This is a genomic window from SAR86 cluster bacterium, assembly GCA_023703535.1.
Classification (GTDB): domain Bacteria; phylum Pseudomonadota; class Gammaproteobacteria; order Magnimaribacterales; family TMED112; genus TMED112.
Genome location: CP097967.1, coordinates 760,479 through 784,441, shown reverse-complemented (window position 1 = coordinate 784,441; position 23,963 = coordinate 760,479). Strand labels below are relative to the sequence as shown.

19 protein-coding genes and 1 tRNA gene are annotated in these 23,963 nt (G+C 33.4%); 13 read left to right on the top strand and 7 right to left on the bottom strand.

The features are described 5' to 3' along the window. The 7 genes from aroC to purF are packed head-to-tail and all read left to right on the top strand — an operon-like array spanning position 1 to position 5,551. A complete protein-coding gene (aroC, locus tag M9B42_04065; GenBank protein URQ63952.1) occupies positions 1-1,074 on the top strand; it encodes a chorismate synthase in 1,074 nt (357 codons plus the stop codon). Between the two features lie 10 nt (positions 1,075-1,084). Further along, complete coding sequence (locus tag M9B42_04060) at positions 1,085-1,546, top strand: hypothetical protein (protein ID URQ63951.1); 462 nt, start codon at positions 1,085-1,087, stop codon at positions 1,544-1,546. 2 nt (positions 1,547-1,548) lie between these two features. After that, entirely contained in the window at positions 1,549-2,334 is a 786-nt protein-coding gene (gene truA / locus M9B42_04055; protein URQ63950.1) for a tRNA pseudouridine(38-40) synthase TruA, read from the top strand. Beyond that, a complete protein-coding gene (gene accD, locus M9B42_04050; GenBank protein ID URQ63949.1) occupies positions 2,321-3,187 on the top strand; it encodes an acetyl-CoA carboxylase, carboxyltransferase subunit beta in 867 nt (288 codons plus the stop codon). The genes truA and accD overlap by 14 nt, the downstream gene beginning before the upstream one ends. Continuing rightward, positions 3,184-3,636 carry a hypothetical protein gene (locus tag M9B42_04045; GenBank protein URQ63948.1) on the top strand — a complete coding sequence of 151 codons (453 nt, stop codon included), beginning with the start codon at positions 3,184-3,186 and terminating at the stop codon, positions 3,634-3,636. The genes accD and M9B42_04045 overlap by 4 nt, the downstream gene beginning before the upstream one ends. Continuing rightward, positions 3,630-4,094, top strand: coding sequence for a hypothetical protein (locus M9B42_04040; GenBank protein ID URQ63947.1), 465 nt, complete (start codon positions 3,630-3,632; stop codon positions 4,092-4,094). Before M9B42_04045 ends, M9B42_04040 begins: the two co-directional genes overlap by 7 nt. Then, a complete protein-coding gene (purF, locus tag M9B42_04035; protein ID URQ63946.1) occupies positions 4,094-5,551 on the top strand; it encodes an amidophosphoribosyltransferase in 1,458 nt (485 codons plus the stop codon). Before M9B42_04040 ends, purF begins: the two co-directional genes overlap by 1 nt. Here the strand turns inward: purF and M9B42_04030 are convergent. Then, on the bottom strand, positions 5,541-8,117 hold the full coding sequence (locus tag M9B42_04030; GenBank protein ID URQ63945.1) for a bifunctional aconitate hydratase 2/2-methylisocitrate dehydratase: 2,577 nt from the start codon (positions 8,115-8,117) through the stop codon (positions 5,541-5,543). The genes purF and M9B42_04030 overlap by 11 nt on opposite strands. Positions 8,118-8,184: 67 nt before the next feature. On the opposite strand from M9B42_04030, the gene M9B42_04025 reads away from it, so the two are divergent. Continuing rightward, the gene (locus M9B42_04025; GenBank protein URQ63944.1) at positions 8,185-8,631 is read left to right on the top strand and encodes a DUF1289 domain-containing protein; all 447 of its coding nucleotides are present in this window, start codon (positions 8,185-8,187) and stop codon (positions 8,629-8,631) included. Position 8,632: 1 nt separating this feature from the next. Here the strand turns inward: M9B42_04025 and umuC are convergent, their stop codons facing one another. The 5 genes from umuC to M9B42_04000 form a co-directional block, all read right to left on the bottom strand. After that, a complete protein-coding gene (gene umuC / locus M9B42_04020) occupies positions 8,633-9,895 on the bottom strand; it encodes a translesion error-prone DNA polymerase V subunit UmuC (protein URQ63943.1) in 1,263 nt (420 codons plus the stop codon). Then, the gene (locus tag M9B42_04015; protein ID URQ63942.1) at positions 9,895-10,296 is read right to left on the bottom strand and encodes a DNA polymerase V subunit UmuD; all 402 of its coding nucleotides are present in this window, start codon (positions 10,294-10,296) and stop codon (positions 9,895-9,897) included. The genes umuC and M9B42_04015 overlap by 1 nt, the downstream gene beginning before the upstream one ends. A gap of 41 nt (positions 10,297-10,337) precedes the next feature. Continuing rightward, a complete protein-coding gene (locus M9B42_04010; GenBank protein URQ63941.1) occupies positions 10,338-11,042 on the bottom strand; it encodes a UDP-2,3-diacylglucosamine diphosphatase in 705 nt (234 codons plus the stop codon). Between the two features lie 42 nt (positions 11,043-11,084). Beyond that, entirely contained in the window at positions 11,085-12,617 is a 1,533-nt protein-coding gene (locus M9B42_04005; protein ID URQ63940.1) for a hypothetical protein, read from the bottom strand. A gap of 79 nt (positions 12,618-12,696) precedes the next feature. Then, positions 12,697-12,772: transfer RNA gene (locus M9B42_04000), tRNA-Asn, on the bottom strand. 42 nt (positions 12,773-12,814) lie between these two features. On the opposite strand from M9B42_04000, the gene uvrB reads away from it, so the two are divergent. Continuing rightward, positions 12,815-14,818, top strand: a complete 2,004-nt coding sequence (gene uvrB / locus M9B42_03995; GenBank protein URQ63939.1) for an excinuclease ABC subunit UvrB — start codon at positions 12,815-12,817, stop codon at positions 14,816-14,818. Between the two features lies 1 nt (position 14,819). Continuing rightward, the gene (purL, locus tag M9B42_03990; GenBank protein URQ63938.1) at positions 14,820-18,593 is read left to right on the top strand and encodes a phosphoribosylformylglycinamidine synthase; all 3,774 of its coding nucleotides are present in this window, start codon (positions 14,820-14,822) and stop codon (positions 18,591-18,593) included. On the opposite strand, the gene M9B42_03985 is transcribed toward purL, so the two are convergent. Next, positions 18,590-19,117, bottom strand: a complete 528-nt coding sequence (locus M9B42_03985; GenBank protein ID URQ63937.1) for an NUDIX hydrolase — start codon at positions 19,115-19,117, stop codon at positions 18,590-18,592. The genes purL and M9B42_03985 overlap by 4 nt on opposite strands. Positions 19,118-19,146: 29 nt before the next feature. Here M9B42_03985 and M9B42_03980 point away from each other — a divergent pair, with 29 nt between their 5' ends. Genes M9B42_03980 through M9B42_03970 form a run of 3 tightly spaced genes read left to right on the top strand, consistent with a single transcriptional unit; the run spans position 19,147 to position 23,962 of the window. After that, entirely contained in the window at positions 19,147-19,671 is a 525-nt protein-coding gene (locus M9B42_03980) for a gamma carbonic anhydrase family protein (protein ID URQ63936.1), read from the top strand. Continuing rightward, the gene (gene alaS, locus M9B42_03975) at positions 19,661-22,207 is read left to right on the top strand and encodes an alanine--tRNA ligase (protein URQ63935.1); all 2,547 of its coding nucleotides are present in this window, start codon (positions 19,661-19,663) and stop codon (positions 22,205-22,207) included. Before M9B42_03980 ends, alaS begins: the two co-directional genes overlap by 11 nt. Before the next feature lie 6 nt (positions 22,208-22,213). After that, positions 22,214-23,962, top strand: a complete 1,749-nt coding sequence (locus M9B42_03970) for a carboxylesterase family protein (GenBank protein URQ63934.1) — start codon at positions 22,214-22,216, stop codon at positions 23,960-23,962. Position 23,963 lies beyond the last annotated feature (1 nt).

The window sequence follows — 23,963 nt, the reverse complement described above, 5'->3', positions numbered from 1 at the left end:
ATGTCTGGAAATACGTTTGGTAAAATTTTTAAATTGACCACATTTGGTGAAAGTCATGGTATTGCTTTGGGAGGTGTAATAGATGGTTGTCCTCCAAATATTGAGATAAATGAGTTAGATATTCAGAAAGAACTAGATAGAAGAAAGCCAGGACAATCAAAATATGTTACTCAAAGAAAAGAATCAGACAAAGTTGAAATACTCTCAGGAGTATTTGAAGGCAAGACGACAGGTACTCCTATAGGTTTGATAGTCAGAAATACTGATCAGAAGTCTAAAGATTACGAAAATATCAAAGACAAATTCAGGCCAGGCCACGCAGATTTTACTTATCAACAAAAGTATGGAATAAGAGATTTTAGAGGAGGTGGTAGAGCTAGTGCAAGAGAAACAGTTATGCGGGTAGCTGGAGGAGCTATTGCGAAGAAAGTTTTAGAAAAAAAGGGAGTAATAGTTAGAGCAGGAGTGATGCAAATTGGCGATATAGTGGCTAATTCATTCAACTTTAGTGACGTAAGTAAAAATGACTTTAACTTTGTTGATAAATCAAAGGTTAAAGCTCTCGAAAACTTTTTTAAAGAACTTATCAAGGATCAAGATTCAATTGGTGCAAAGATTATAGTGAATATTAGTGGACTCCAGCCCGGTGTCGGTTCTCCGGTATTTTCAAAACTTGATGCTGAGTTAGCTAAATCATTAATGAGTGTAAATGCTGTCAAAGCAATTGAAATTGGAACAGGTGTGGATAGTGTCACAATGAGAGGTTCAGAAAATAGAGATATCATTTCAGTAGATGGCTTTGAAACTAATAATTCAGGAGGTATCTTAGGAGGCATTTCAAATGGAGACGATATAAACATATTTACCTCACTTAAGCCAACATCAAGCATTTCTCAAAAAACTACAACTACAAATATAGATAATCAAAAAGTAGATCTTGAAGTGAAGGGAAGACATGACCCTTGTGTAGGTCTAAGAGCAGTTCCAATACTTGAAGCAATGGGAGCACTTACGATTATTGACCAAATATTAATTGATAAAGCACAATGTTTTGATGTGGAGCGTAAAACCTAATTATCTTTAAATGAATTATCTTTATCAAATAGATTATAAGATTCTCCAAGATTTTGGCGAAAAGGTTTTTAAAAGTGGCAGTGAAACAAAAATTAATTTTCTAGAAAATCTTAATTTTTCAAACTTTGATGCTGATACTATTTTCATTCTTATTGTTTTGGTAATTTTCTTCATTTTTTTAGCACTAGAAAAGCCAAATAAAAAACCACAAAAAATATTACATACTCTAAAGCCTCAGATTAAGGAAAAGTCTATAAAAGAGGCCAAGAAAATTAAACACAAGAAAAAATCGATAAAAAGGAAAAGCAATGAAATCAGTGCCGATGAGGTAAAGCAAAAAATTGATCTTGCTGTTGCCTACATAGAGATGGGCGAGAAAAAAAATGCTAGAACAACAATAAATCAACTTAAAAAATTCAACTTATCAGCTGTAGAAAAAAAATTAATTAAAGATCTTAATAAAAACCTGTAATCATGAATCGTTATTTTGCTCAGGTTGAGTACAAAGGAACTAATTATAAGGGTTTTCAAAAACAAAAAAACTCAAAACAAACAATTCAACAAAAGATTGAATTTGCTTTGAGCAAAGTTGCAAACGAAAAGATAAGCGTAGTGTGTGCAGGAAGAACAGATGCTGGAGTTCATGCTACAAATCAAATAGTTCATTTTGATTCAAAATCAAAAAGAGAAAAAAAATCTTGGATATCTGGAACAAACAGATATCTTCCAAATGACATATCTTTGGTAAATATAGGCAAAACAAGCGATGATTTTCATGCACGTTTTGATGCCAAAAAAAGAACATACATTTACATAATAAAAAATTCTGAAGTTCCTTTAGGTATAGAGTTCGATAACTTTCTATGGATCAGATCAAGATTGAATGAGAAGCAAATGAATAAAGCTGCAAAAAAATTATTAGGAGAGCAAGATTTTTCTTCATTTAGGGCTTCAGGCTGTCAATCAAAATCAGTAATTAGACGAATTTATAAAGCTAATGTAACTAGAAAGGGACATTATCTGATTTTTGAAGTAACTGCTAATGCTTTTTTATTAAATATGATAAGAATTATTGTTGGCACACTTATAAAAGTAGGGAAAAACGAAATTACCCCAGAAGACTTTGAAAACATTATAAAAAAAAGGGATAGAAAACTAGCTGGTAGAACTATTGAAGCAAAGGGGTTATATTTTGTTGGTCCAGAGTATAATAATTTGGACTATAAGGTGAATAAGGTTTTTGTAAATGAATTGGATTAAAGATTTCATACCCAACATTAAAAAAAACATATCTCAGACTTTTGGGAGTGAAAAAGATAGTAAAGTTCCAGAGGGCTTGTGGCAATCGTGTGATAATTGCGGCTCTATTTTATATATTCCTGAATTAAAGAAAAATTCTTTTGTTTGCTCTAAGTGCTCATATCATCTAAAAATAAATACCCAACAAAGAATTGAAATTACTTTTGATAAAGATAGCTATCAAAGTTTAAATGAAGAGGAAAAGTTCAGAGATTTTCTAAATTTTAGAGATACAAAGAAATATAAAGATAGATTTCAAGAGGCATCAAAAAAATCAAACTGTGATGAGGCTCTTTCAATAGGAATTGGAGAAATAAACGGTATTCAGGTAACGACAGCAATATTTGAATTTGATTTTTTAGGAGGCTCAATGGGAGCAGTCGTCGGAAAACGTTTTGCTGATATTGTTGATCTTAGCCTTAAGAAAAAAATTCCATTAGTTTGTTTTTCAACTAGCGGAGGTGCAAGAATGCAAGAATCTATGATTTCCTTATTTCAAATGGGAAAAACTTCAGCAGCAGTCAAACGACTTAAAAATTCAAAAATTCCTTTTATTTCTATTTTGGTAGACCCTTGCTATGGAGGAGTTTCTGCGAGTTTGGCAATGCTTGGTGACTTAGTAATTTCTGAGCCAAAAGCTCGAATAGGTTTTGCTGGCAAAAGGGTAATAAAAGATACAGTCAAAGAGGACTTGCCTAAAGATTTTCAAACTGCAGAAAAGTTATTAGAAAAGGGATTTATCGATAAAATTATAGACAGAAAAAATTTGAGAGAATTTTTATCAAAAATATTTAAAATTTTGGGCCAGACTTGAGAGATTTATTCAAAAATTTATTAGGTTTGCTCATCTTCCTAACAATTATCTATACACTCTATTTAATTTACAGCGTAACTGATTTTTTAAATTCTGAGGAGAGCCGCATAAAAGTAAGTGATTACGAGCAAGAAATTTTTCAAAAAGAAAGAGATTTAGATAGTCTAAGAAATGAATTTAACAAAAATGATATAAAATCTTCACTAGAGGATATAAAACTCAATTTTGATGGAACACCAGTAAGTTGGGTGATAAAAATTAACATAAAAGATATAGCAATAAGTGAAGAAACTTTTCGAGAACAGCTATTTAATGAGGGTTTCCAAACTTTAATAAATAATGAATTTGTGATTGTTGGACCTTATGTTGATAAATCTAGACTTGAAATTGTTCTAGAGTATTTAAATAGCAATACAGCTTTAGATAATTTAATAATTGAAGAATGGTAGATTTGAGCTTTAGTGTATTAGATATTTTGCTTTTAACAGGAGTTATTCTGTTATTTTTTAGAGTGAGAAAAAATGGATCATTGCGAGAATTGGTCTACATTTCTATTCTTTTTTTATATTCATATGTCGTTTTAAATAATATGAAGGCAGTACATGATTATTTTTTAGAGCAGGGATTTGATTATGCAGATGCGATTTACAACGTCTTTATTGCGATATTTGCCACAGCTGGTTTACCTTTTATTAATTTTTTCATTTCCTTTTACATTCCAAAACTAAGTGGCATTGCTAATCTTTCAATTGGATGCTTAATAGCTTTGTTTAGATATTTATTATTAATTTATTTAGTTTTAACTTTATTTCCAAACCTATACGATATATCTTTATTTGCAAATTCGTTTGTTATTAATGTGATGTTGTCTTACGTGGAAAATATTTATATTTATCTTCTTAGCTAATGTGTGGAATTGTTGGAGTTGTTCAGGATAAAGATTGTTTTACTGAGCTCTACGATGCCCTGATAATGCTTCAGCACAGAGGACAAGATGCAGCGGGGATCACGATATGTAATGGTGACCACCTAAATTCGAGAAAATCAAAGGGTCTTGTGCGTGAAGTTTTTAATCAAAATCATTACGAGAGATTAAAAGGAAACTATGGGATTGGTCATGTTAGATACCCCACAGCAGGAGGCAATACAAAAGAATATGCTCAGCCAATGTATGTTAATTCGCCATATGGTATTTCCTTGGCTCACAATGGAAATTTATCTAATACTCCTGATTTAGCTAAAGAGCTATTTCACAGCGATTTAAGACATATTTCGACTGACTCAGATTCAGAAGTTTTGCTTAACATTCTCGCTCATGAAATTTCTAAACATAAAGAAAAAGATCCAAGTCCGGAGATATTCTTTGAAGCAATTTCAAATACTTTTCAAAGATGCGAAGGGAGTATAAGTGTTGTTTCAATTATTACTGATTATGGGCTACTTGCCTTTAGAGATAAGTTAGGAATAAGGCCTTTAATTCTTGGTTCAAGAGAAAATGAATCTGGAGGTTTAGACTATATGGTTGCTTCTGAGAGTGCAGCCTTCCACTCAAATGGTTTCAAGATCAAAAGAGACATTGCTCCGGGAGAGGCAGTATTTATCACTTTCGATGGACAGCTTTTTTCAAATCAATGTGAAGACGAATCAAAACTCACCCCTTGTTTGTTCGAATTTGTATATTTTGCTAGACCAGATTCCATTATCGATGGAGTTAGCGTTTATGAAGCTAGACAAAATATGGGAGAAAGATTGGCAAAAAAAATTAAAGCTGAAATTCCTCTTGATGATATTGATGTTGTCATGCCAATACCTGAGAGTTCAATAGTCAGTGGGACAAAAGTAGCCGAGTCACTTGATAAGCAAATTGCCTACGGCTTTGTAAAAAATAGGTATGTCGGAAGAACCTTTATAATGCCTGAGCAAAATTTAAGAAAAACTTCTGTCAAAAGAAAACTTAGTCCAATCTACAGTGAATTTAAAGATAAAAAAATCCTTTTAGTTGATGATTCAATAGTGAGAGGAACAACTATGAAAGAAATTGTTAAGATGTGCTATTCCGCTGGAGCTAAGTTAGTTTCTGTTGCCTCAGCTGCAGCTCCTGTAAAACATCCTAATGTCTATGGCATTGATATGGCAGCCAGGGGTGAATTAATAGCGAGTACTAGAGATATTGCGGAGATAAAAAAATTCATTGGCTGCGATCATCTAATTTATCAAGATTTAAACGAGCTTGTTGATTCTGTAACATCTCTGAGCGACAAGATTATTGATGTGGAGAAATCTATCTTTGATGGTAAATATCCTACAAATATAACTCAAGAGTATTTAGAAGTTCTGGCGAAGAGAAGAGGTTCTAAGATTTAATCTCTTCAATATCTAAGTGGGCTATATCTAGGTTTCTTACTTTTTTTAGATAATCTTCAATTTCATTAAAATTCATGTATCGGAAAACCTCTGACGACATGGTATTGAGTTCTTGCATGTATTCGACATATTCTTCTCTAGTAGGTATTTTTCCAAGAAGAGAAGAAATGGCTGTTACTTCAGAAGAGGCAAGGTATACATTACATCCATCTCCCATCCTATTTGGGAAGTTTCTTGTAGATGTAGAAACCATTGTCGCTCCGTCAGCTGCTCTTGCCTGATTTCCCATACATAAAGAACATCCAGGAATTTCAACTTGAGCTTGTGAATCTTTGAAAATATCATAATATCCTTCAGCAGTTAATTGATGCTCATCCATTCTTGTTGGAGGAACTATCCAAAGTTTTGATTTAGCTTTACCATGTCTTTCTAAAAGCTTGCCTGCAGCTCTAAAGTGGCCAATATTTGTCATGCATGAGCCAATAAACCCTTCGTCAACTTTATCGCCTGCAACTTCACTTAGTTTTTTGACATCATCAGGATCATTTGGACAACATAATAATGGCTCATCAATTTCCTCAAGAGGTATATCTATAACTGCTGCATATTCCGCACCCTTATCTGCAGACATTAATACAGGATTTTCAATCCACTTTTCCATTGCTCTAGCTCTTCTTTCAAGGGTTTTTGCATCACTATAACCCTCTGAAATCATCCACCTCAGAAGTGTAATATTTGATTTTAAGTATTCGATAATCGGTTCTTCATCAAGTTTAACAGTACAACCAGAGGACGATCTTTCTGCAGATGCGTCACTAAGCTCAAAAGCCTGTTCAATTTTTAAATTAGGTAAACCTTCTATTTCTAAACACCTACCAGAAAAGATATTCTTTTTGGTTTTTTTGTCTAAAGTGAGCAAGCCGTTTTTTAATGCATAGTAAGGTATGGCATGAACTAAATCTCTGATGGTTATACCAGGTTGCAGCTCACCAGAAAATTTAACCAAAACACTTTCTGGCATTTCCAATGGCATAACTCCAAGAGTTGCAGCAAAAGCTACCATTCCAGAACCTGCAGGAAAACTTATACCTATAGGAAATCTAGTATGGCTATCTCCTCCAGTTCCCACAGTATCAGGTAGCAGCATTCTGTTTAACCATGAATGTATAATCCCATCTCCAGGCCTAAGTGAGACACCACCTCTGTTTATAAAAAAATCTGGTAGTGTTCTGTGAGTGTCTAGATCAACTGGTTTTGGATAAGCTGCTGTATGACAAAATGACTGCATTACGAGATCTGAAGAGAATCCTAAACAAGCAAGCTCTTTCAATTCATCTCTAGTCATTGGACCAGTAGTATCTTGAGATCCCACAGTAGTCATTCGTGGCTCACAATATTCTCCTGCTCTAACACCAGGCATACCACAAGCTTTACCAACCATTTTTTGAGCTAGAGTAAAGCCACTATTTTTTTCATTTTCAGAGCCATATCTTCTAAAGACATCTGATGGAGGGAGGTTGAGTTTTTCTCTTGTTTTATCTGTTAGCTGTCTGCCTATAATTAAATTTATTCTTCCTCCAGCTTTAACTTCATCAAAAATTACGTCATTTTTTATTTCAAATTTAATTAACTCTTTACCAGACTCGTCTTTAATTAATCCGTTATATGGCTCAATAACAATTTTTTGTCCGTGCTCAAGAGATGAAACGTCAAGCTCTAGTGGAAAAGCACCAGAATCTTGAAGTGTGTTATAAAAAATTGGTGCAATTTTCCCTCCTAAACAGAAACCACCAGTTTTTTTGGCAGGTACGTAAGGTATGTCTTCACCCATATGCCATAACATAGAATTTACTGCTGATTTTCTTGAAGAACCAGTTCCAACTACATCTCCAACAAAAACAAGTTTCGATCCATCTGCCTTGAATTCATCAAGTGCTTCAAGAGGTTTTTCAATATTGTCTGAAAATTTTAGAAATGCTTCTGCATGCAATGGAATATCAGGCCTTGACCAAGCCTCCTTAGCAGGAGAAAAGTCATCTGTATTTGTTTCACCGTCAACTTTGTAAACTTTAAGTGGAATTTCATCTGGAAGATCTTTTTTTGATGTAAACCATTCTGCTTCGCTCCAAGAATTAATTATTTTTAGAGCTGAATCGTTTTTATCTCTCATTTCAAAAATATCATTGAATGAGTCATAAACTAAAATTGTATTTTTGAGTGCATCAGCAACTTCATCTCCAAACTTTTCTGCTTTTAAAATCTCAACTAATGCCTCGACTGAATAACCTCCTAACATTGTTCCAAGAATTGATATAGCCCTTTCAGGTGTAATTAAAGAAATATTTATTTTCTCAAGTGCAATATCTTTTAAGAATCCTGCTTTTACATATGCAGTTTCATCAACTCCGGGAGAAACTTCATTTTCTAAGAGTGAAATTAATTCCTCACCCCCTTTATTCGATTCTATAATTTTTACTAATTCTTGAATCTCCTCGAGATTTAAAGGCAGAGGAGGGAGTCCATTTTCTTCCCTTTCAGCTTTTTGTTTATAATATGAGGTCAGCATATTTGTAAAAATTTGTTCACAATTCTACATCTAAGTTATCTTAATAGAAAGTGAAGTAATATTTGAAATGAAAGAGAAGTTAATAAAAAGAAATCCATGTATTGGAGTTTGCTCTACCACGTATGGAGACGATATTTGCAAGGGGTGTAAAAGATTTAGACATGAAGTCAGTTCATGGACTAAATATTCAGATGTGGAGAAAAATATCGTTAATAGAAGACTGGAAAAATTTAAAGCTTTAATTCTCAATGATAAGTTCTCTATTGTCGATCAACAAAAATTTGAGCTTAGCCTTAAAGAAAAAGGAATTCGTCATAACAAAGAGTTGGATCCTATTTGTTGGATTATCGATCTTTTACGTACAAAAACTTTAACTGAGATTATTCTTAGTGAATTTGGCCTTGAACTTAAAAGTGCCTATCAGAATTACTCAATTACTCAAATTAGCGATCTAGTTAATAAAGAGTTTCTTGATTTCTCTGAAGCTCATTACGATAGGTATATAGAGCTTTAATTTATTTGGCTATAGGTATTTCCTCTATTTTCGTTGTATATCTTCTTGATTTCATCTCTCTTTTCATTCTCCATGTATTTTCATACCCTTGATTGCCAAAACCTATTTTTGCTATCTCTCTTAGATTTATAAAATCTATGACACTCATTAATATTTCTGATTCCTTGCTGTCATAGTTATCATTAAATAAGTCAGTTTGATATCCATAACTATCAGTAAAATCACTGAGCAATATGCCAGCCTTCGAATATAAATATCCTTCCGCGTAAATTTTTTCCATTAAATTATTAGCTATTTTGATTATTATTCTGGAATCATTTGTAGGATGAGCTAATTGTTGATATTCCGAAGCATATATTTGGCTTATTTTTTTGTTATAACGATTTGATCTTATAAATACTGTGATAATTCTGCATTTTTGATTTTCATATCTTAATTTCTCCGCAGCTCTACTTGCATGGAAGCTTATTGCCTCTTTTAAAACTCTTTTATCCCTAATTGATTTGCCGAAACTTCTGCTTACCATTATTTGTTTCTTTGGCTCCATAATGTTATTTGAATCTAGACACTTTTGGCTTTTCAATTCTCTAACTGTTCTTTCCAAAACAACATTAAACCTATCGCCAATCAACCTTGATCTTACTTGAGTCAAATTAAAGGCATTATCAACTCCTAAATCTTTAAGTTTTAAACTTAATCTTTTTCCAACACCCCAAATTTTTTCTACTGGAGTGGCTTTCAAATAATGATTTATTGCTCTCTTATTTTGTAGTATGACGACCCCCTGAAATCTTGAATCTTCCTTGGCAATTCTATTCGCAATCTTTGCTAAAGTTTTGGTAGGGGCTATTCCTATACTTACTGGAATCCCTACCCAATCCTTTATCCTGTTCTTACACTGAAAGGCAAAATTTACTAAGTCGATATTTTTTTCAAACGTTCTTAAATCAAGAAAAGCTTCATCGATGCTGTAAATATCAATCTCAGGACAGATCTCGCCAAGAATATTCATAACTCTATTAGAAATATCAGCATAGAGCTCATAGTTTGAAGAAAAGACTATGCCATCACTCTTTAAGTACTGGTTCTTAACTTGAAACCAAGGCTGTCCCATTGCCACTCCCATTTTTTTGGCTTCTGGAGATCTAGCGATAACACAGCCATCATTATTACTTAAAACAATTACTGGTTTTTTTGTTAAGTCAGGTCTAAAAATTTTTTCACAGGAAGCATAGAAGCTATTGCAATCAACTAATGCAAACATTAGTAAACGTTGATAGAGGAGGTCACTACACCCAAGAATTCAAAATCTGGCATATTTTCTATATTTAAGATTTTATTATTCTTGCAGTTTGTCATAAGAATTTTTTTTGTATCTATAATTATTTTTCTACATATAAACTCACCATTTGCAGAAGCAACAATTATATCTCCACTATTAGGCTTGAGACTCCTATCTATAATGAGTATGGCATTATTTTTTATTCCAGAAAATAACATATCGTTACCTCTGAATCTCATTAAAAATGTTGAGCTTGGTCTTTTTATTAAGAGATCATTAATATTGATAGGGTTCTCTACATAATCATTAGCTGGACTGGGAAATCCAGAGTGCTTTAGTTTTTTATGGGAAAAAGCATCCCTATTTTTTTGATTATGAAACATAAAAAGTACTGTATATATATACAGTATTTTATATTAAATATTTATATTGGGAAAGATCTAAGAGTTAATTCTTGCTCATATTCGATTACCCAACCTTTATCCTCCCAACTGCCAAGAACAGCTCTGATAGAATTGCTATCAACGTGATGAATAAAAGGTCTGTGAGTATGACCATGGATTAAAATATCAATATTATTTTTTTTGACGATTTCTGAAATATATTCTTGGTTAACATCCATAATGTTTTCTGGCTTATTGCTGCTTTTCTCTGCGCTCTCCGCTCTCATTTCATTAGCAATTTGAACTCTCTCTTCAAGTGGCTTAGAAAGAAAATCATTGATCCACTGACTAGATCTTATTTCATTTTTCAGTGACTGATACTGTTTATCATCAATACAGAAAGAGTCTCCATGGGAGATCATAATATTCTTATTGCCAGAAGAAAAAATATACATATCTTCGAGAATTTTAATTCCCGATTTATTTTCAAATTCTTTAGCAATTAAAAAATCTCTGTTTCCAGCAATAAAGAAAACTTCTATTGAATCTGAGAGTTTTTTGAGCTGCTTAATAACTTCAAGACTATCTTGGCTTTGGTCATCGTCTCCAATCCAATATTCAAAAAGATCACCAAGAATGAAAAGTTTGGAATATTTGTTTTTTGCCTGATCTAAAAAATCAAAAAACATTTGTGTTTTTTTTGGAGAATTAGAATCTAAGTGTATATCTGAAATAAAACCAAACATCTTAGTGATGATAACTTTTTTAAAAAATTTCAGAAAGAATATTTAGGCAAGAGTTTTTTGTTTTAAATCGTTAATGACAGCTTTTTTAAAAACATTTTTTTCATATTTTAATAAAAAAGAAAACAATATTTTTTTAGAGTTAATAGGAAATTTTTTAAAAAATTCTAAGTCCCTCTCAATTTTTGATAACAGCTTCTCTTCTGATAAAAATTTTTTAATAAATTTATCATCATCACTCTCGTATGAAGGCTCTAAGATTCTTGCATCATCCTGGGATGCCTTAAGCAAAAGTTTTAAAATTAAAAATAATCTTAATCTGAAGTTTTTTATTAACTTAATTAATTTAAAGTTTTGGTCATGGTAGGACCTATATGACGTTATGTCATATCTTTGATCGGGTAACAAATCTTCCACAAATTTTCTAACTTCTGGGAAAGAATTTAATTCTCTATTTAAATCTCTCAGTGATTTTTTCTCTAAGCTATCTATAGAGATGCGGTTATCGTCATGCATATTGGAACTAACAAGGTTTATTTTTTTCACACCAGCTTCTTTCGCCTTTGCAAAAAAGCTATAAAAAATTAAATATGGAACATTTGGTTCAGCAATAGTTAATGTTCGAACCCCTTTAATTTTGATGTGATGAAGAAAACCAGTAATAAAATTATTTATTGATCTATCACCTTTTTTTAAATTTGCATATGTAATATCTTCATGCCCATTTTTGCACCACCATTTTTCAAGAATTTTCAGATCATTTTTAGTTATAAGATCAAGGACATGATTTGAGTACCAACTATGTTTTAATAGCTCTAATCTGAATGACCCCATTTTGTGATCCAATGATAATTCTGTAAATTTCTTTAAATCAGCTATCTCCCAGCCTTGTGGTAATTTAACATCCCTAATATTCAGATAGTTAACTTGTGAATTTAAAGCAATTTTGTAATTTTTTTCTAGACAATAACTAAGTAATTTACTTAATGCTATGCCCTTTCTTCTTCCTCCATCAACGTACAATGGAGCGCAATATTCAATGTCACATTTTTTGCTTTTGGCATCACGATATGAGACATTGATATTAACTCCATTTTGACATCCTATATCAATAAGTGATTTCCACTTTGCAATTTTATTTACTGGATAATCAGGAAAATCTAGGTATGTCTTTTTTTTGCCAATCATGTATTTTTTTAATTTTGATTCGATTATTCGCCAATTCTTTCTTGAATAAAAAGACTCTGGTATATGAAAAAGACAACTTATAAGATGTGAGGTATCTTTTTTACTTACTTTAATATTATTTGCAAGAACTAAATATGCCAAGATGAATTTATCAAGACAAGGCTCTTTATAATCACTTGAAAAATAATATCTATTTAGAGGACTGGGATCATTATCAGCTTTAAACAATTTAAGTATCTGATCTTTGCTTTGTTTTGTGGCAACTTCAATAATGTTTTCTCTGAAATAATTTTCTAGCTCTAAAATCTTTTCAAAGTTTTCAAAACTATCATCTATCCTTAGATATTTTTTAAAATTTACCAAAAAAGTTTTGTGTGCTTTTGTTTGCATAAATTAAATGATAATTATGCTAATGACACTTTATGACGACTGCAGGAAATACTATTATTACACTGTAATAACTTGAGAGTGGCTCCCCGAACTGGGCTCGAACCAGTGACCCACTGATTAACAGTCAGTTGCTCTACCAACTGAGCTATCGGGGAACGAACTTGAGATTATATACAACTATTTTTAAATAAAAAACTATGTCTATCTTTAAAGTATCTGCAGATTTTAATCCAGCAGGCGATCAACCCAAAGCAATTAAAACAATTTCTGACAATCTTAAGAGTGGATTACTAAATCAAGTATTGCTAGGAGTTACAGGTTCTGGAAAAACTTATACGGTTGCTAAGGTTATTGAAGAGACACAAAGACCAGCAATAATAATGGCTCCAAATAAAACTTTAGCTGCTCAATTATATGGAGAATTTAAAGATTTTTTTCCTGATAATAGAGTTGAGTATTTCATATCCTATTACGATTACTATCAACCTGAAGCATATGTTCCCTCGTCTGATACTTATATAGCAAAGGACGCCAATATAAATGAACATATTGAGCAGATGCGACTTTCTGCTACAAAGGCTCTTATAGAATCTAATGACACAATAGTAGTTGCTTCTGTTTCAGCAATATATGGTCTTGGGGATCCAAAATCTTATCTAAAAATGGTAATGAATATAAGTCGAGGAGAAATTGTTAATCAAAGAGATATTCTTAGACAGCTTTCAACCATGCAGTACTCTAGAAATGATCTAGATTTCCAGCGTGCAAACTTTAGGGTCAGAGGAAACGTAATTGACATCTTCCCTGCAGAAGCAGAAAAAGATGCAATTAGAGTAGAGCTTGAATTCGACAAAATTTCAGAAATATCCATTTTTGATCCTTTGACAGGCGCAATAATTTCCGAAGTTCCAAGAGTAACTATTTTTCCAAAGACTCATTATGTAACGCCACAAGAAAAAATAGATTTAGCTATTAAAGACATTCGTGTTGAGCTAGGCGGCAGGCTCGAGGAGCTCAAGAAAAACAATAAACTTCTTGAGGCTCAAAGGCTTGAAGAAAGAACAAATTATGATTTAGAAATGATGGCAGAATTAGGCTTTTGTAATGGTGTTGAAAACTATTCAAGATATCTCTCTGGAAGGAAGGCTGGCGAAGCTCCACCCTGTCTTTTTGATTACATACCAGAGAATGCAATTGTTTTTGTTGATGAATCTCATGTATCTGTTCCTCAAATAGGAGGAATGTTTCGTGGCGACCGTTCAAGAAAAGAAACACTTGTTGAGTATGGCTTTAGATTGCCTAGTGCATTAGATAATCGTCCATTAAGATTTGAAGAATGGGATAACTTGGCACCACAAAGAGTCTTTATTTCCGCTACTCCAGGGAAATGGGAAAATGAGCATTTAGATGCAAAAGTTGAATTATTGGTAAGGCCAACTGGTTTGGTTGATCCAGAAATTGAAGTAAAGCCAGCAAAGTTTCAGGTAGAAGATGTATTAGAGGAAGTGAATAAAACTACAAAGAAAGGTTTCAGAACACTCATTACAACATTAACCAAAAAAATGGCTGAAGACTTAACTGATTTCATGTATGAAAAAAATATTAGGGTTCGCTATATGCATTCAGATATAGATTCAGTTGAAAGAGTCGAGATTTTAAGAGATTTAAGATTAGGTGCTTTTGATGTGTTAATTGGTATAAATCTTCTTAGAGAAGGCTTAGATTTACCTGAAGTTGGCTTGGTAGCTGTTTTAGATGCTGATAAAGAAGGCTTTCTAAGGTCAGAGGGATCTTTAATTCAAACAATAGGTAGAGCTGCTAGAAATATAGAGGGGAAGGCAATTCTGTATGCCGATAAAGAGACAGGCTCCATTCAAAGAGCAATAGAGGAAACAGCAAGAAGAAGAGATATTCAAAAAAAATATAATGATAAGAATAAAATTATCCCAAGAACAGTCAGCTCAAAGATTAAAGATGTCATGGAAGGAGCAAGGATCAAGCAAAAGCAAAAGAAGGATGATAAAAAAGATGCTGAATTTTATGATACTTCAAAAGTAGACTACCATAACATTGGCAAAGAGATTAAAAAACTCGAAAAACTAATGAGAAGTTCAGCTACAGATTTAGATTTCGAAAAAGCAGCTTTTTATCGAGATTTGATCAAAGAGTTAAAGGAGAAAGTTTTAATAAAGAGAGCTTAGAATGCCCAAACCAAAAATACTTTTTTTATCAGGACAAGAAATTTTTAATGAGCTTGATAAAAAAAGATATTTCGAAACAAGTTCCTCCTCTGTGCATACTCAATATGCTTTTATTCTCAAAGTTAATGAGCAGTATACAGAGAATCAACTAGAACAGATAAAAAATATTCTTAACGCAACTGATCTTAATATTTCACCCTCACTAATCTTCTCTCCTCGATTAGGAACAAAAAGTTCATGGTCAAGCAAATGTGAGGATATTTTTAGAAATATTGGTTTAAAAAGTATTGATAGAATCGAAAGACTCAAGGTATTTGCAGGAAATGAAAATGATTTAAAATCTGCAAAAGAAAATATCTTCGATAGAATGACAGAATCTGCTTTTGAAGATTTTGAATCTGTAAAAGAGATTTTTTCGATAACACCAAGAAAAAAACTTCAAATTTTCAATATTCATACAGATCCTCAGCTTCTCGAAAATCTTAATAACGAATTATCCTTAGCATTAAATTCTTTTGAGATAGATTATCTCATGGGCTTATTTAAGAAATTAGATAGAGGCATCACAGATGCGGAACTCATGATGTTTTCTCAAATAAATTCAGAACATTGCCGACATAAAATTTTCAGATCAACCTGGCAAACAGATTTGCCCTTTTCCTATGATTCATTATTCGATGGGATTAAATCAACTACTAAAGACTCTATGGAACATGTGTTGTCTGCGTATCATGATAATTCTGCAGTAATCAAATCAAATTCAAAATCTTTTTTAGAAGTTGGAGGAGACCTAAAGTACAAATTTTTCAAACAAGATGTACATACTACAATTAAAGTTGAAACTCATAATCACCCTACTGGTATTTCTCCTTTTGAAGGTTCTGCTACAGGCTCAGGTGGTGAGATAAGAGATTGTAGTGCAACAGGGCGAGTGGCAAGACCAAAGGCAGGATTTATTGGGTTAACTTTATCTCATCTTAGGTTAGGGAATGAACTTGAAGAATGGGAAAGCCCACTGGATAAGCCATCTTATTTAAGTTCTCCAAAAGATATCATTCTTGATGCCCCAATTGGAGCTGCAGCTTATAACAATGAGTTCGGGAGACCTGCTATATATGGCTATTTTAGAACTCTTGAGCATGAAAAACTTGGTTTCCATAAACCGATTATGTTAGCTGGTGGAGTGGGCTCTATAAAAGAAATACACATAGAAAAAGGCCAGCCTGAGCCAGATGATTTAGTTATTGTTTTAGGGGGCCCTAGTATGCTTATTGGTCTTGGTGGTGGCTCAGCAAGTTCTGTAAAAGGTGGATCCTCGAGCAGTGATTTAGACTTTGCATCAGTACAGAGATCTAATCCTGAAATGCAAAGAAGAGCTCAACAAGTTTTAGATAGATTCAATGCAAGAAATGCCAAAAATCCTATTAGCTTTATACATGATGTAGGAGCTGGTGGAATTTCTAATGCAATTCCAGAACTTGCAAAAGACACTAATCTAGGAGTGGCAATTCAACTAAAGAACATTTTTTCTGAGGATGACACTCTATCTCCGATGGAGATTTGGAGTAACGAGTCCCAAGAAAGATACGTCTTTTCAATTCCAGAAAAGAAACTAAAAGTTTTAGAAGATATATGCAAAAGAGAGAGATGTCCTTATTCTGTTGCAGGCAAAATGACAGAACAAAAAACAATAGATGTGAAATGGGAAAATGAACAAGTTGTTTTGTTAGATATAGATGATTTATTTGGAGAGATACCACTACCTAAGCTAATTGCACAAGATTATGACAGAACAACAGAACAAGAAGAACTACCTGAAAATAATATCGGAAAGCTCATTGCAAATGTGCTTAAGTACCCTGCGGTTGCATCTAAAGACTTCTTAATCACGATTGGTGATAGAACAGTAAATGGCTTGGTATATAGAGATCAATTAATTGGTAACAGACAAGTTCCTGTAAGTGATTATGCTATTACTTTAGATGATTATCATGCTTACTCGGGCCAAGTTTTTGCAATTGGAGAGAAACCAAATATTTCCATAGAAAATCCTGAAGCATCGGTGAGAATGTGTATGGCAGAAGCTCTGACAAATATTATTGGAGTAAAACACGACTCTCTTAAAAATATAGTTTTTTCAGCTAACTGGATGAGCTCTTCAAAAACTTCTGATGAAAGAGGAGATCTTTTAAGAGGAGTCCAGGCTATTTCAAATTTGGCAAATGAATTAGGAGTATCGATTCCGGTGGGAAAAGATTCACTCTCAATGAATGTAAACTGGCAGGAGAATGGTGAAGAAAAAAGTATTACTTCTCCCATGACATTAAATTTAAGCGCATTTTCTAACGTTCCTGATGTCAGAGAAAGTGTAACCCCTGAGCTTTCAGAAGAAGATTCACACCTTTTGCATGTATGGATAAACGAAACTTCAAATAGAATGGGTGGTAGTGCACTTTATCAGTCTTATGGTCTGTATGGTGGCGTAACCCCTGATGTGGATAACACCAAAAGATTAGAAAGACTATTTAATTCTATTCAAAAGCTACTTGGAAAAAAACAAATTCTAGCCACTCATGATGTTTCCGATGGCGGTTTGATTGTCACCTTATTGGAGATGGCATTTTGTAGTAATAAGGGCCTAGATATATCGCTAAATGAATCTGATAAAGATTTATTAGTACCGAGGCTTTTTGCTGAGGAAGTTGGTGTCGTAATAGAAGTTAAAAGCGAAGACCTAAAAGATGTAAAAGAATATTTAGCAAAAAAAGATCTCTACTTTAATGAAGTTGCAAAGAAGAATGAGAAAAAAGAAATAAATATCACTAATTTCAACGATGAGATTTTTTCAGATAAGATTGAAAACCTATTTGAGCTGTGGAGTGAAATGAGTAACTCAATTAAAGCAATAAGAGATAACCCAGTTACTACAAGTGAGCAAATAGCAACTTATAAGAAAGAAGACATCTTTTTAAATCCACAAATAAATTTCGACGTCCCTAAAGTAAGTTCCAGAATTTTTTCTTCAAGACCTAAAGTTGCACTGCTTAGAGAACAAGGAATTAATGGCCATTATGATATGGCTGCAGCTTTAATGGCTTCAGGCTTTGAGGTGCGTGATGTTCATATGAGTGAGTTAGGGACCAAAGTGAAAAACTTTGATGACTGTTCAGGTTTAGTGGTTCCTGGAGGTTTTTCATATGGCGATGTTCTTGGGGCAGGTTCAGGAATGTCCAATACAATTATGCACAATGCAAAATTGAAGAAAATTTTTAAGAATTTTTTTGAAAATGAAAATAAATTTGTCTTAGGAGTATGCAATGGATGTCAGTTTTTATCTGGCTTAAAAGATATTATTCCTGGCGCAAGTAATTGGCCAAAATTTGAAAAAAATCTTTCCAATCAATACGAATGTAGGCTTGTGCAGATAAAAATTGCTGAGAGCAGATCAATATTCTTTAAAGATATGCAAAACAGTGTGATTCCAATAATGGTTTCACATGGCGAGGGTCGTGTTGGCGTGAATGTAAATGAAAATGTAATTGGAAACTATGTAGATTCGTCTCACAACATAGCAGAAAAGTATCCTTTGAATCCAAATGGATCTAAAAATGGAATAGCTGGTGTTTGTAATGAAGATGGAAGAATTACCATTATGATGCCTCATCCAGAAAGAACTTTTATGACAAAACAGTTTTCATGGGCACCTAATGACTGGGACGAGCATTCACCTTGGTTCAAGATGTTTGATAATGCCTATAAATTTTCTAAGAATTAATATTTAAGAACTTCATTGAAAACATTATTTCTGTCTTCTTCAAGAAATAATTGTAGAGTTCTCTTAACAGTTGGAAAAGCCAACTCATCCCAAGGAATTTCATCTATTTTGAATAATTTTACTTCACTACTTTCAGGAGTTGGCCCAAAACTAGAGCCATTAATTTCACCAGTAAAAAAAGTATATATTTGATTAATATGAGGAACACTTAAGATTGTAAACAAATTTACATTTTCTACTTTCAATAGCGCTTCCTCATAAGTTTCTCTAACTGCACCTTCCTCAATACTCTCACCATTTTCAAGAAAACCTGCTGGTAATGTCCAAAACCCAGACCTTGGCTCAATATTTCTTTTACATAAAAGAATTTCATTATTCGAATTAAATGGTAGTACGCCAGTAACTATATTCGGGTTTGAATAAAAGATTTCATTACATTGTGTACACACTAGTCTTTCATGAGTATCACCATCTGGGACTTTCTTCTCAATTTGTGCGGAAGAACATTTGGAACAAAAATTCATAAATTCAATCTTCCAATTATAATAGAGTAATGATTTATAACCTAGGAACAAAAAAACCAAACTTCAATCCTGCGAAGGTTTGGATTGCTGAATCTGCAGATTTAATTGGAGATGTAATTTTAGAGCCAGATGTATCAGTTTGGTTTAACGTAACAATTCGTGGCGATAATGAAACAATAATCATTAAAGAGGGAACTAATATTCAAGATAATACGGTTATTCATACAGATGAGGGGATAGTGGTTGAAATTGGAAAAAATGTAACTGTAGGCCATAAAGTAATCATTCATGGAGCTCAGATAGGTGAAAATTCTATTGTCGGCATGGGCAGCATTGTTATGAACCACGCAAAAATAGGAAAAAACTCTATTTTGGGGGCCAATTCACTAGTCACAGAAAATAAATCATTTCCTGATAATTCACTTATAATGGGTTCTCCAGCAAAAGTGGTTAGAGAATTAAGTGATGATGAAGTAAAATTACTTGCTTACAGCTCAAAGCATTACATTGAAAAATCAAAACACTTTGCTAAGGAATTAAAAGTTGAAACTTAATCAAGTTAGGCAATCATTTTTAAATTATTTTAAGAATAAGAACCATAAAATTTTGCCGTCCAGTGGTTTAGTTCCAAAAGGTGACGATAGCTTATTGTTCACAAATGCTGGAATGGTTCAGTTTAAAGATACTTTTCTTGGTTTAGATAATAGAGATTATTCTGCCACTACCTCACAAAAATGTTTACGAGTTGGTGGTAAACATAATGATCTTGAAAATGTCGGCTTCACAACGAGACATCAAACTTTCTTTGAAATGCTTGGAAACTTTAGTTTTGGAGAATATTTTAAGGAGAAGGCTATTGAATATGCATGGGAATTCTTAACTGAAGAACTAAAACTACCTGAGGATCGACTTTGGGTTACTGTCCATAAGGATGATAAAGAGTCTGAAGAAATCTGGCTTAAAAAAATTGGGGTGTCTTCAACAAGACTTGCAAAACTTGGTGATGATGACAATTTCTGGTCAATGGGAGATACAGGTCCGTGTGGACCATGTTCTGAAATATTTTTTGACAACGGAAAAAACTTTGATGGAAAAGCACCAGGAGAAGGAGATACAGGAGAAAGATACATCGAAATCTGGAATTTAGTTTTTATGGAATTCAATAGAGATTCAAACGGCAAGCTTTCTTCATTACCTGTTAAATGTGTTGATACCGGCATGGGACTGGAGAGAATGTGTTCAGTCATGCAGGAAGTTGGATCTAATTTCGACATAGATATTTTTAAATCCCTAAAAAATTTAATGTCTAAACATTTCACAGAACCTAACGATCAATCTTTAAATGTTTTAGCCGATCATCTGAGAGCAATTTTTTTCTTAATGGCAGAAAATATAATTCCTTCAAATGAGGGAAGGGGATATGTATTAAGAAGGCTAATAAGGAGAGCTGTCAGACATGGTTATAAGATGGGTTCAAGAGATCCATTTTTATCTCAGTTTCTAACTCATCTTAAAAATGACTTTAAAGAAGATTTCGGAGATGATTTTTTAAAGTTTGAAAAAATACAAAAAGATTTACTAACTGAAGAGCAATTATTTTTTAAGACTCTAAAAACAGGCATTGAAATTTTTGAAGCAAGTATCAATGACACAGATGGCAAGCAATTAGACGGAGCAATTGCATTTAAACTGCATGATACTTATGGATTTCCAGTCGACTTGACTATGGCAATGGCTCAAGAAAGAGGCTTAAAAGTTGATCAAAAGGGCTTTGATAAACTTATGAAAAAACAAAGAGAGGGCTCAAAGTCTTCTTCAATGTTTAAAGTTTTAGATATTACTATTGATCCAAAAATTAACAGTGAGTTTGTTGGCTATCAAGAACAAACTGCCGAAGGAAGTTGCGTTGCTTTATTCGATGAGGAGGGAAATTCAGTCACTTCTTTATCAGGAGAGGGTTTTGCAATCTTTTCTAAAACGCCGTTTTATGCCGAATCAGGAGGGCAGGTTGCAGATACTGGTATTTTTAAGAGCACAAACCTCAAAGGAGAGATTCTAAACTGTAAGAAAGTAGGAGATTTCCATCTTCATGAAGTAACAATTGCAGAAGGATCACTGGAATTAAATGCTGATGTTGAACTAATAATTGATTCTGAGCGAAGAGAAAAAATTGTTTCAAATCATTCGGCAACTCATCTTTTGCATTCTGCTCTTAGAAAAGTTTTGGGAGAAAATGTTGAGCAAAGAGGTTCATTAGTCAATGAAGAAAAACTTCGATTTGATTTTTCACACTCTAATAAAGTTACAGATGATCAAATAATGGAAATTGAAGATATTGTAAATTTAAAAATTGAGGAAGCTATTGATACCAAAACAGAAGTATTGCCATACGAAGATGCCCTTAAAACTGGAGCTTTAGCCTTTTTTGGAGATAAATATGGTGAAAAAGTAAGAGTTGTATACATAAATGGAGATTTTTCTGTAGAATTTTGTGGAGGAACACATGTTAAAAATACCTCGGAAATTGGTGGCTTTGCTGTTACAAATGAAACATCGGTTTCGTCTGGGGTCAGGAGGATAGAGGCAATAAGCGGAGAAAAATATTACAAAGAATCACAAAATGCTTTGAAAACTCTTGAGCTATTGAGTGTTAAGTTGAATGTTCCTCAAGAAAAAATTGCAGATAGAGTTGATGAGTTGTTAGAGAGCTTAAAAAATTCAAAAAAAAATAATCCAGTCATTCAAGCAAAAGAATTAAGAGATGAGCAGTGTAATTTTTCAGGTTCTTCTGGAGTAATTAAAATTTTTGAAAATGCCTCTCTTGAAATTCTTAGGAAAGAGTCAGACAAATTAAAATCTGATAAAAAAATCGTTTTTGCTATTTGTCTAAGCACTACTGAGGATAAATTAATTTATATAGTCTCTTCTAATAATTCTGATGAAGCACCAGCATCTGAAATTATTAAATCAGTGAACGATGCTTTTGATGGCAGTGGTGGTGGCCGAGCAGATTTTGCTCAAGGCGGAAGCTCACAAAAAGAAAGTGTTGATGAAATGGTCACAAAACTAAAGGGACTTTTTAAAGGTTAACAAAACATGAGAAAACTTTTTTTAAGCACAATTACTATTTTCATACTAATTGCATGTTCTTCAGCACCTACAAAAAAAGAAGAAATTAAAACCGTTAAGGTAAACGCAGCTATAGGAGAGATAGAGGGACTGATCGAAGAAGATGTGTATTTATTTAAAGGGATCCCTTTTGCTCAACCTCCTGTTGGTGAGCTTAGATGGAAAGCGCCACGGAAGCTAGCTCCAGTTTCTGAGACCATTAAAGCATTTAGCCATAAATCAAAGTGCACTCAACCTAAAGAAAATGAATTTATTTTAGATCGAGGAGTAACAGAGGGTGGTGAGGATTGTCTATATTTAAATATCTTTGTTCCTAAAGGCAATGTTGATATTTCGAAAAATAATTATCCAATAATGTTTTGGATTCATGGAGGCTCAAATATTTGGGGAACAGGAAACTCTTATGACTTTTCCAAACTAGCCGAGAGTCAGAAAGTTGTTGTCATTACAATTAACTATCGACTAGGTCCAATGGGCTGGTTTTCTTCAAGTCATTTAAGAAACACCTCAGAGGGAGATGACCAGTCATCAAATTTTGGCCATCTGGATATTATTGCAGCACTAGAATGGGTGCAAGAAAATGGTAATAGTTTTGGTGGTGACCCTACAAACGTTACTATTTTTGGAGAGTCTGCCGGTGGACATAATGTATTAGTCTTATTGGCAGCTAAAAAAGCTAGGGGCTTATTTCATAAAGCAATTTCGCAGTCTGGCTATGTATCATCTTTTTCTGAACAGTTTGCCTCGGAAGAATCTGAACTTTCATCAGCAAAGGTTTTCCAGGACGATATAAGATTTTTAACTGAAGACCAGCAAATTGCCGATTATCTTAGAGATATGCCAATCAAAGAGGTTTTTCAAAGATACAAGCAAGCAGATGAAAGTCATCTTTATTCGATATCTCCAATCAGTATAAGAGATGATATTGTTATACCAAAAGAGGGGATTTATAAAGCACTTGAGGATGTCGATCCTTCAGTAGTAGTTGTTGCAGGTACAAATAAAGATGAATTAAATCTTTGGTATTTGAGATCGAAATATTTTTATCAAACAGCCCTAAATTTAGGACGTAATCTTAAGAGAAGTGAAGAAAACCTTAAAAGTTGGATTAAGTATCGAAGTAATATTTGGCGTTTCACAGGAGCAGAAGAACCTCTAAGAAGAATGTCTAAATCAAATCAGAACTTATATTCTTTCAGATTTGATTGGGATGAAGAGGCTTCGACTATATTAGGTGATTACCCACTCTTTTTAGGCGCAGCACATGGCTTGGAGATACCATTTATTTCTGGTGACTATTCTTTAGTGCCAGCTTACGCAAGACCTTTAGTTTTCCCAAATGAATCTAAAGAGGGTCGAGAGTATTTAAGCAACTTAATGATGCAGTATTGGGCAAATATTGCTAAGTATGGTGATCCTAATACATTTGTGCAGGACCATAGGTGGAATAAATTTAGAATACAAAACCAAAATTATTTGAGGCTTGATAGTCCTGAATACATACAAATGGTTTACGATCCAGTCGATGCAGATGTAATGCTCAAAACCTTAGAGTCTGATTCAACACTTGAGTTAAAAGAAAGATGCTTAATCGGTTGGATTGCAGAAATGAACTTTGTGGAGGAGATGAGAGGAGATCCTCCCTTCGATTTTTGCAGTGAGTACACAAGCGTAGATCTTCTTAAATTAAGAAGGCTAACCGAAGGCAGAGACTAAA

Excerpts from the sequence above, each read along its gene's own strand:
- aroC (URQ63952.1), top strand. The coding sequence starts at position 1 with ATGTCTGGAAATACGTTTGGTAAAATTTTTAAATTGACCACATTTGGT.
- M9B42_04060 (URQ63951.1), top strand. The coding sequence starts at position 1,085 with ATGAATTATCTTTATCAAATAGATTATAAGATTCTCCAAGATTTTGGC.
- truA (URQ63950.1), top strand. The coding sequence starts at position 1,549 with ATGAATCGTTATTTTGCTCAGGTTGAGTACAAAGGAACTAATTATAAG.
- accD (URQ63949.1), top strand. The coding sequence starts at position 2,321 with ATGAATTGGATTAAAGATTTCATACCCAACATTAAAAAAAACATATCT.
- M9B42_04040 (URQ63947.1), top strand. The coding sequence starts at position 3,630 with ATGGTAGATTTGAGCTTTAGTGTATTAGATATTTTGCTTTTAACAGGA.
- purF (URQ63946.1), top strand. The coding sequence starts at position 4,094 with ATGTGTGGAATTGTTGGAGTTGTTCAGGATAAAGATTGTTTTACTGAG.
- M9B42_04030 (URQ63945.1), bottom strand. The coding sequence starts at position 8,117 with ATGCTGACCTCATATTATAAACAAAAAGCTGAAAGGGAAGAAAATGGA.
- M9B42_04025 (URQ63944.1), top strand. The coding sequence starts at position 8,185 with ATGAAAGAGAAGTTAATAAAAAGAAATCCATGTATTGGAGTTTGCTCT.
- umuC (URQ63943.1), bottom strand. The coding sequence starts at position 9,895 with ATGTTTGCATTAGTTGATTGCAATAGCTTCTATGCTTCCTGTGAAAAA.
- M9B42_04015 (URQ63942.1), bottom strand. The coding sequence starts at position 10,296 with ATGTTTCATAATCAAAAAAATAGGGATGCTTTTTCCCATAAAAAACTA.
- M9B42_04010 (URQ63941.1), bottom strand. The coding sequence starts at position 11,042 with ATGTTTGGTTTTATTTCAGATATACACTTAGATTCTAATTCTCCAAAA.
- M9B42_04005 (URQ63940.1), bottom strand. The coding sequence starts at position 12,617 with ATGCAAACAAAAGCACACAAAACTTTTTTGGTAAATTTTAAAAAATAT.
- uvrB (URQ63939.1), top strand. The coding sequence starts at position 12,815 with ATGTCTATCTTTAAAGTATCTGCAGATTTTAATCCAGCAGGCGATCAA.
- purL (URQ63938.1), top strand. The coding sequence starts at position 14,820 with ATGCCCAAACCAAAAATACTTTTTTTATCAGGACAAGAAATTTTTAAT.
- M9B42_03985 (URQ63937.1), bottom strand. The coding sequence starts at position 19,117 with ATGAATTTTTGTTCCAAATGTTCTTCCGCACAAATTGAGAAGAAAGTC.
- M9B42_03980 (URQ63936.1), top strand. The coding sequence starts at position 19,147 with ATGATTTATAACCTAGGAACAAAAAAACCAAACTTCAATCCTGCGAAG.
- M9B42_03970 (URQ63934.1), top strand. The coding sequence starts at position 22,214 with ATGAGAAAACTTTTTTTAAGCACAATTACTATTTTCATACTAATTGCA.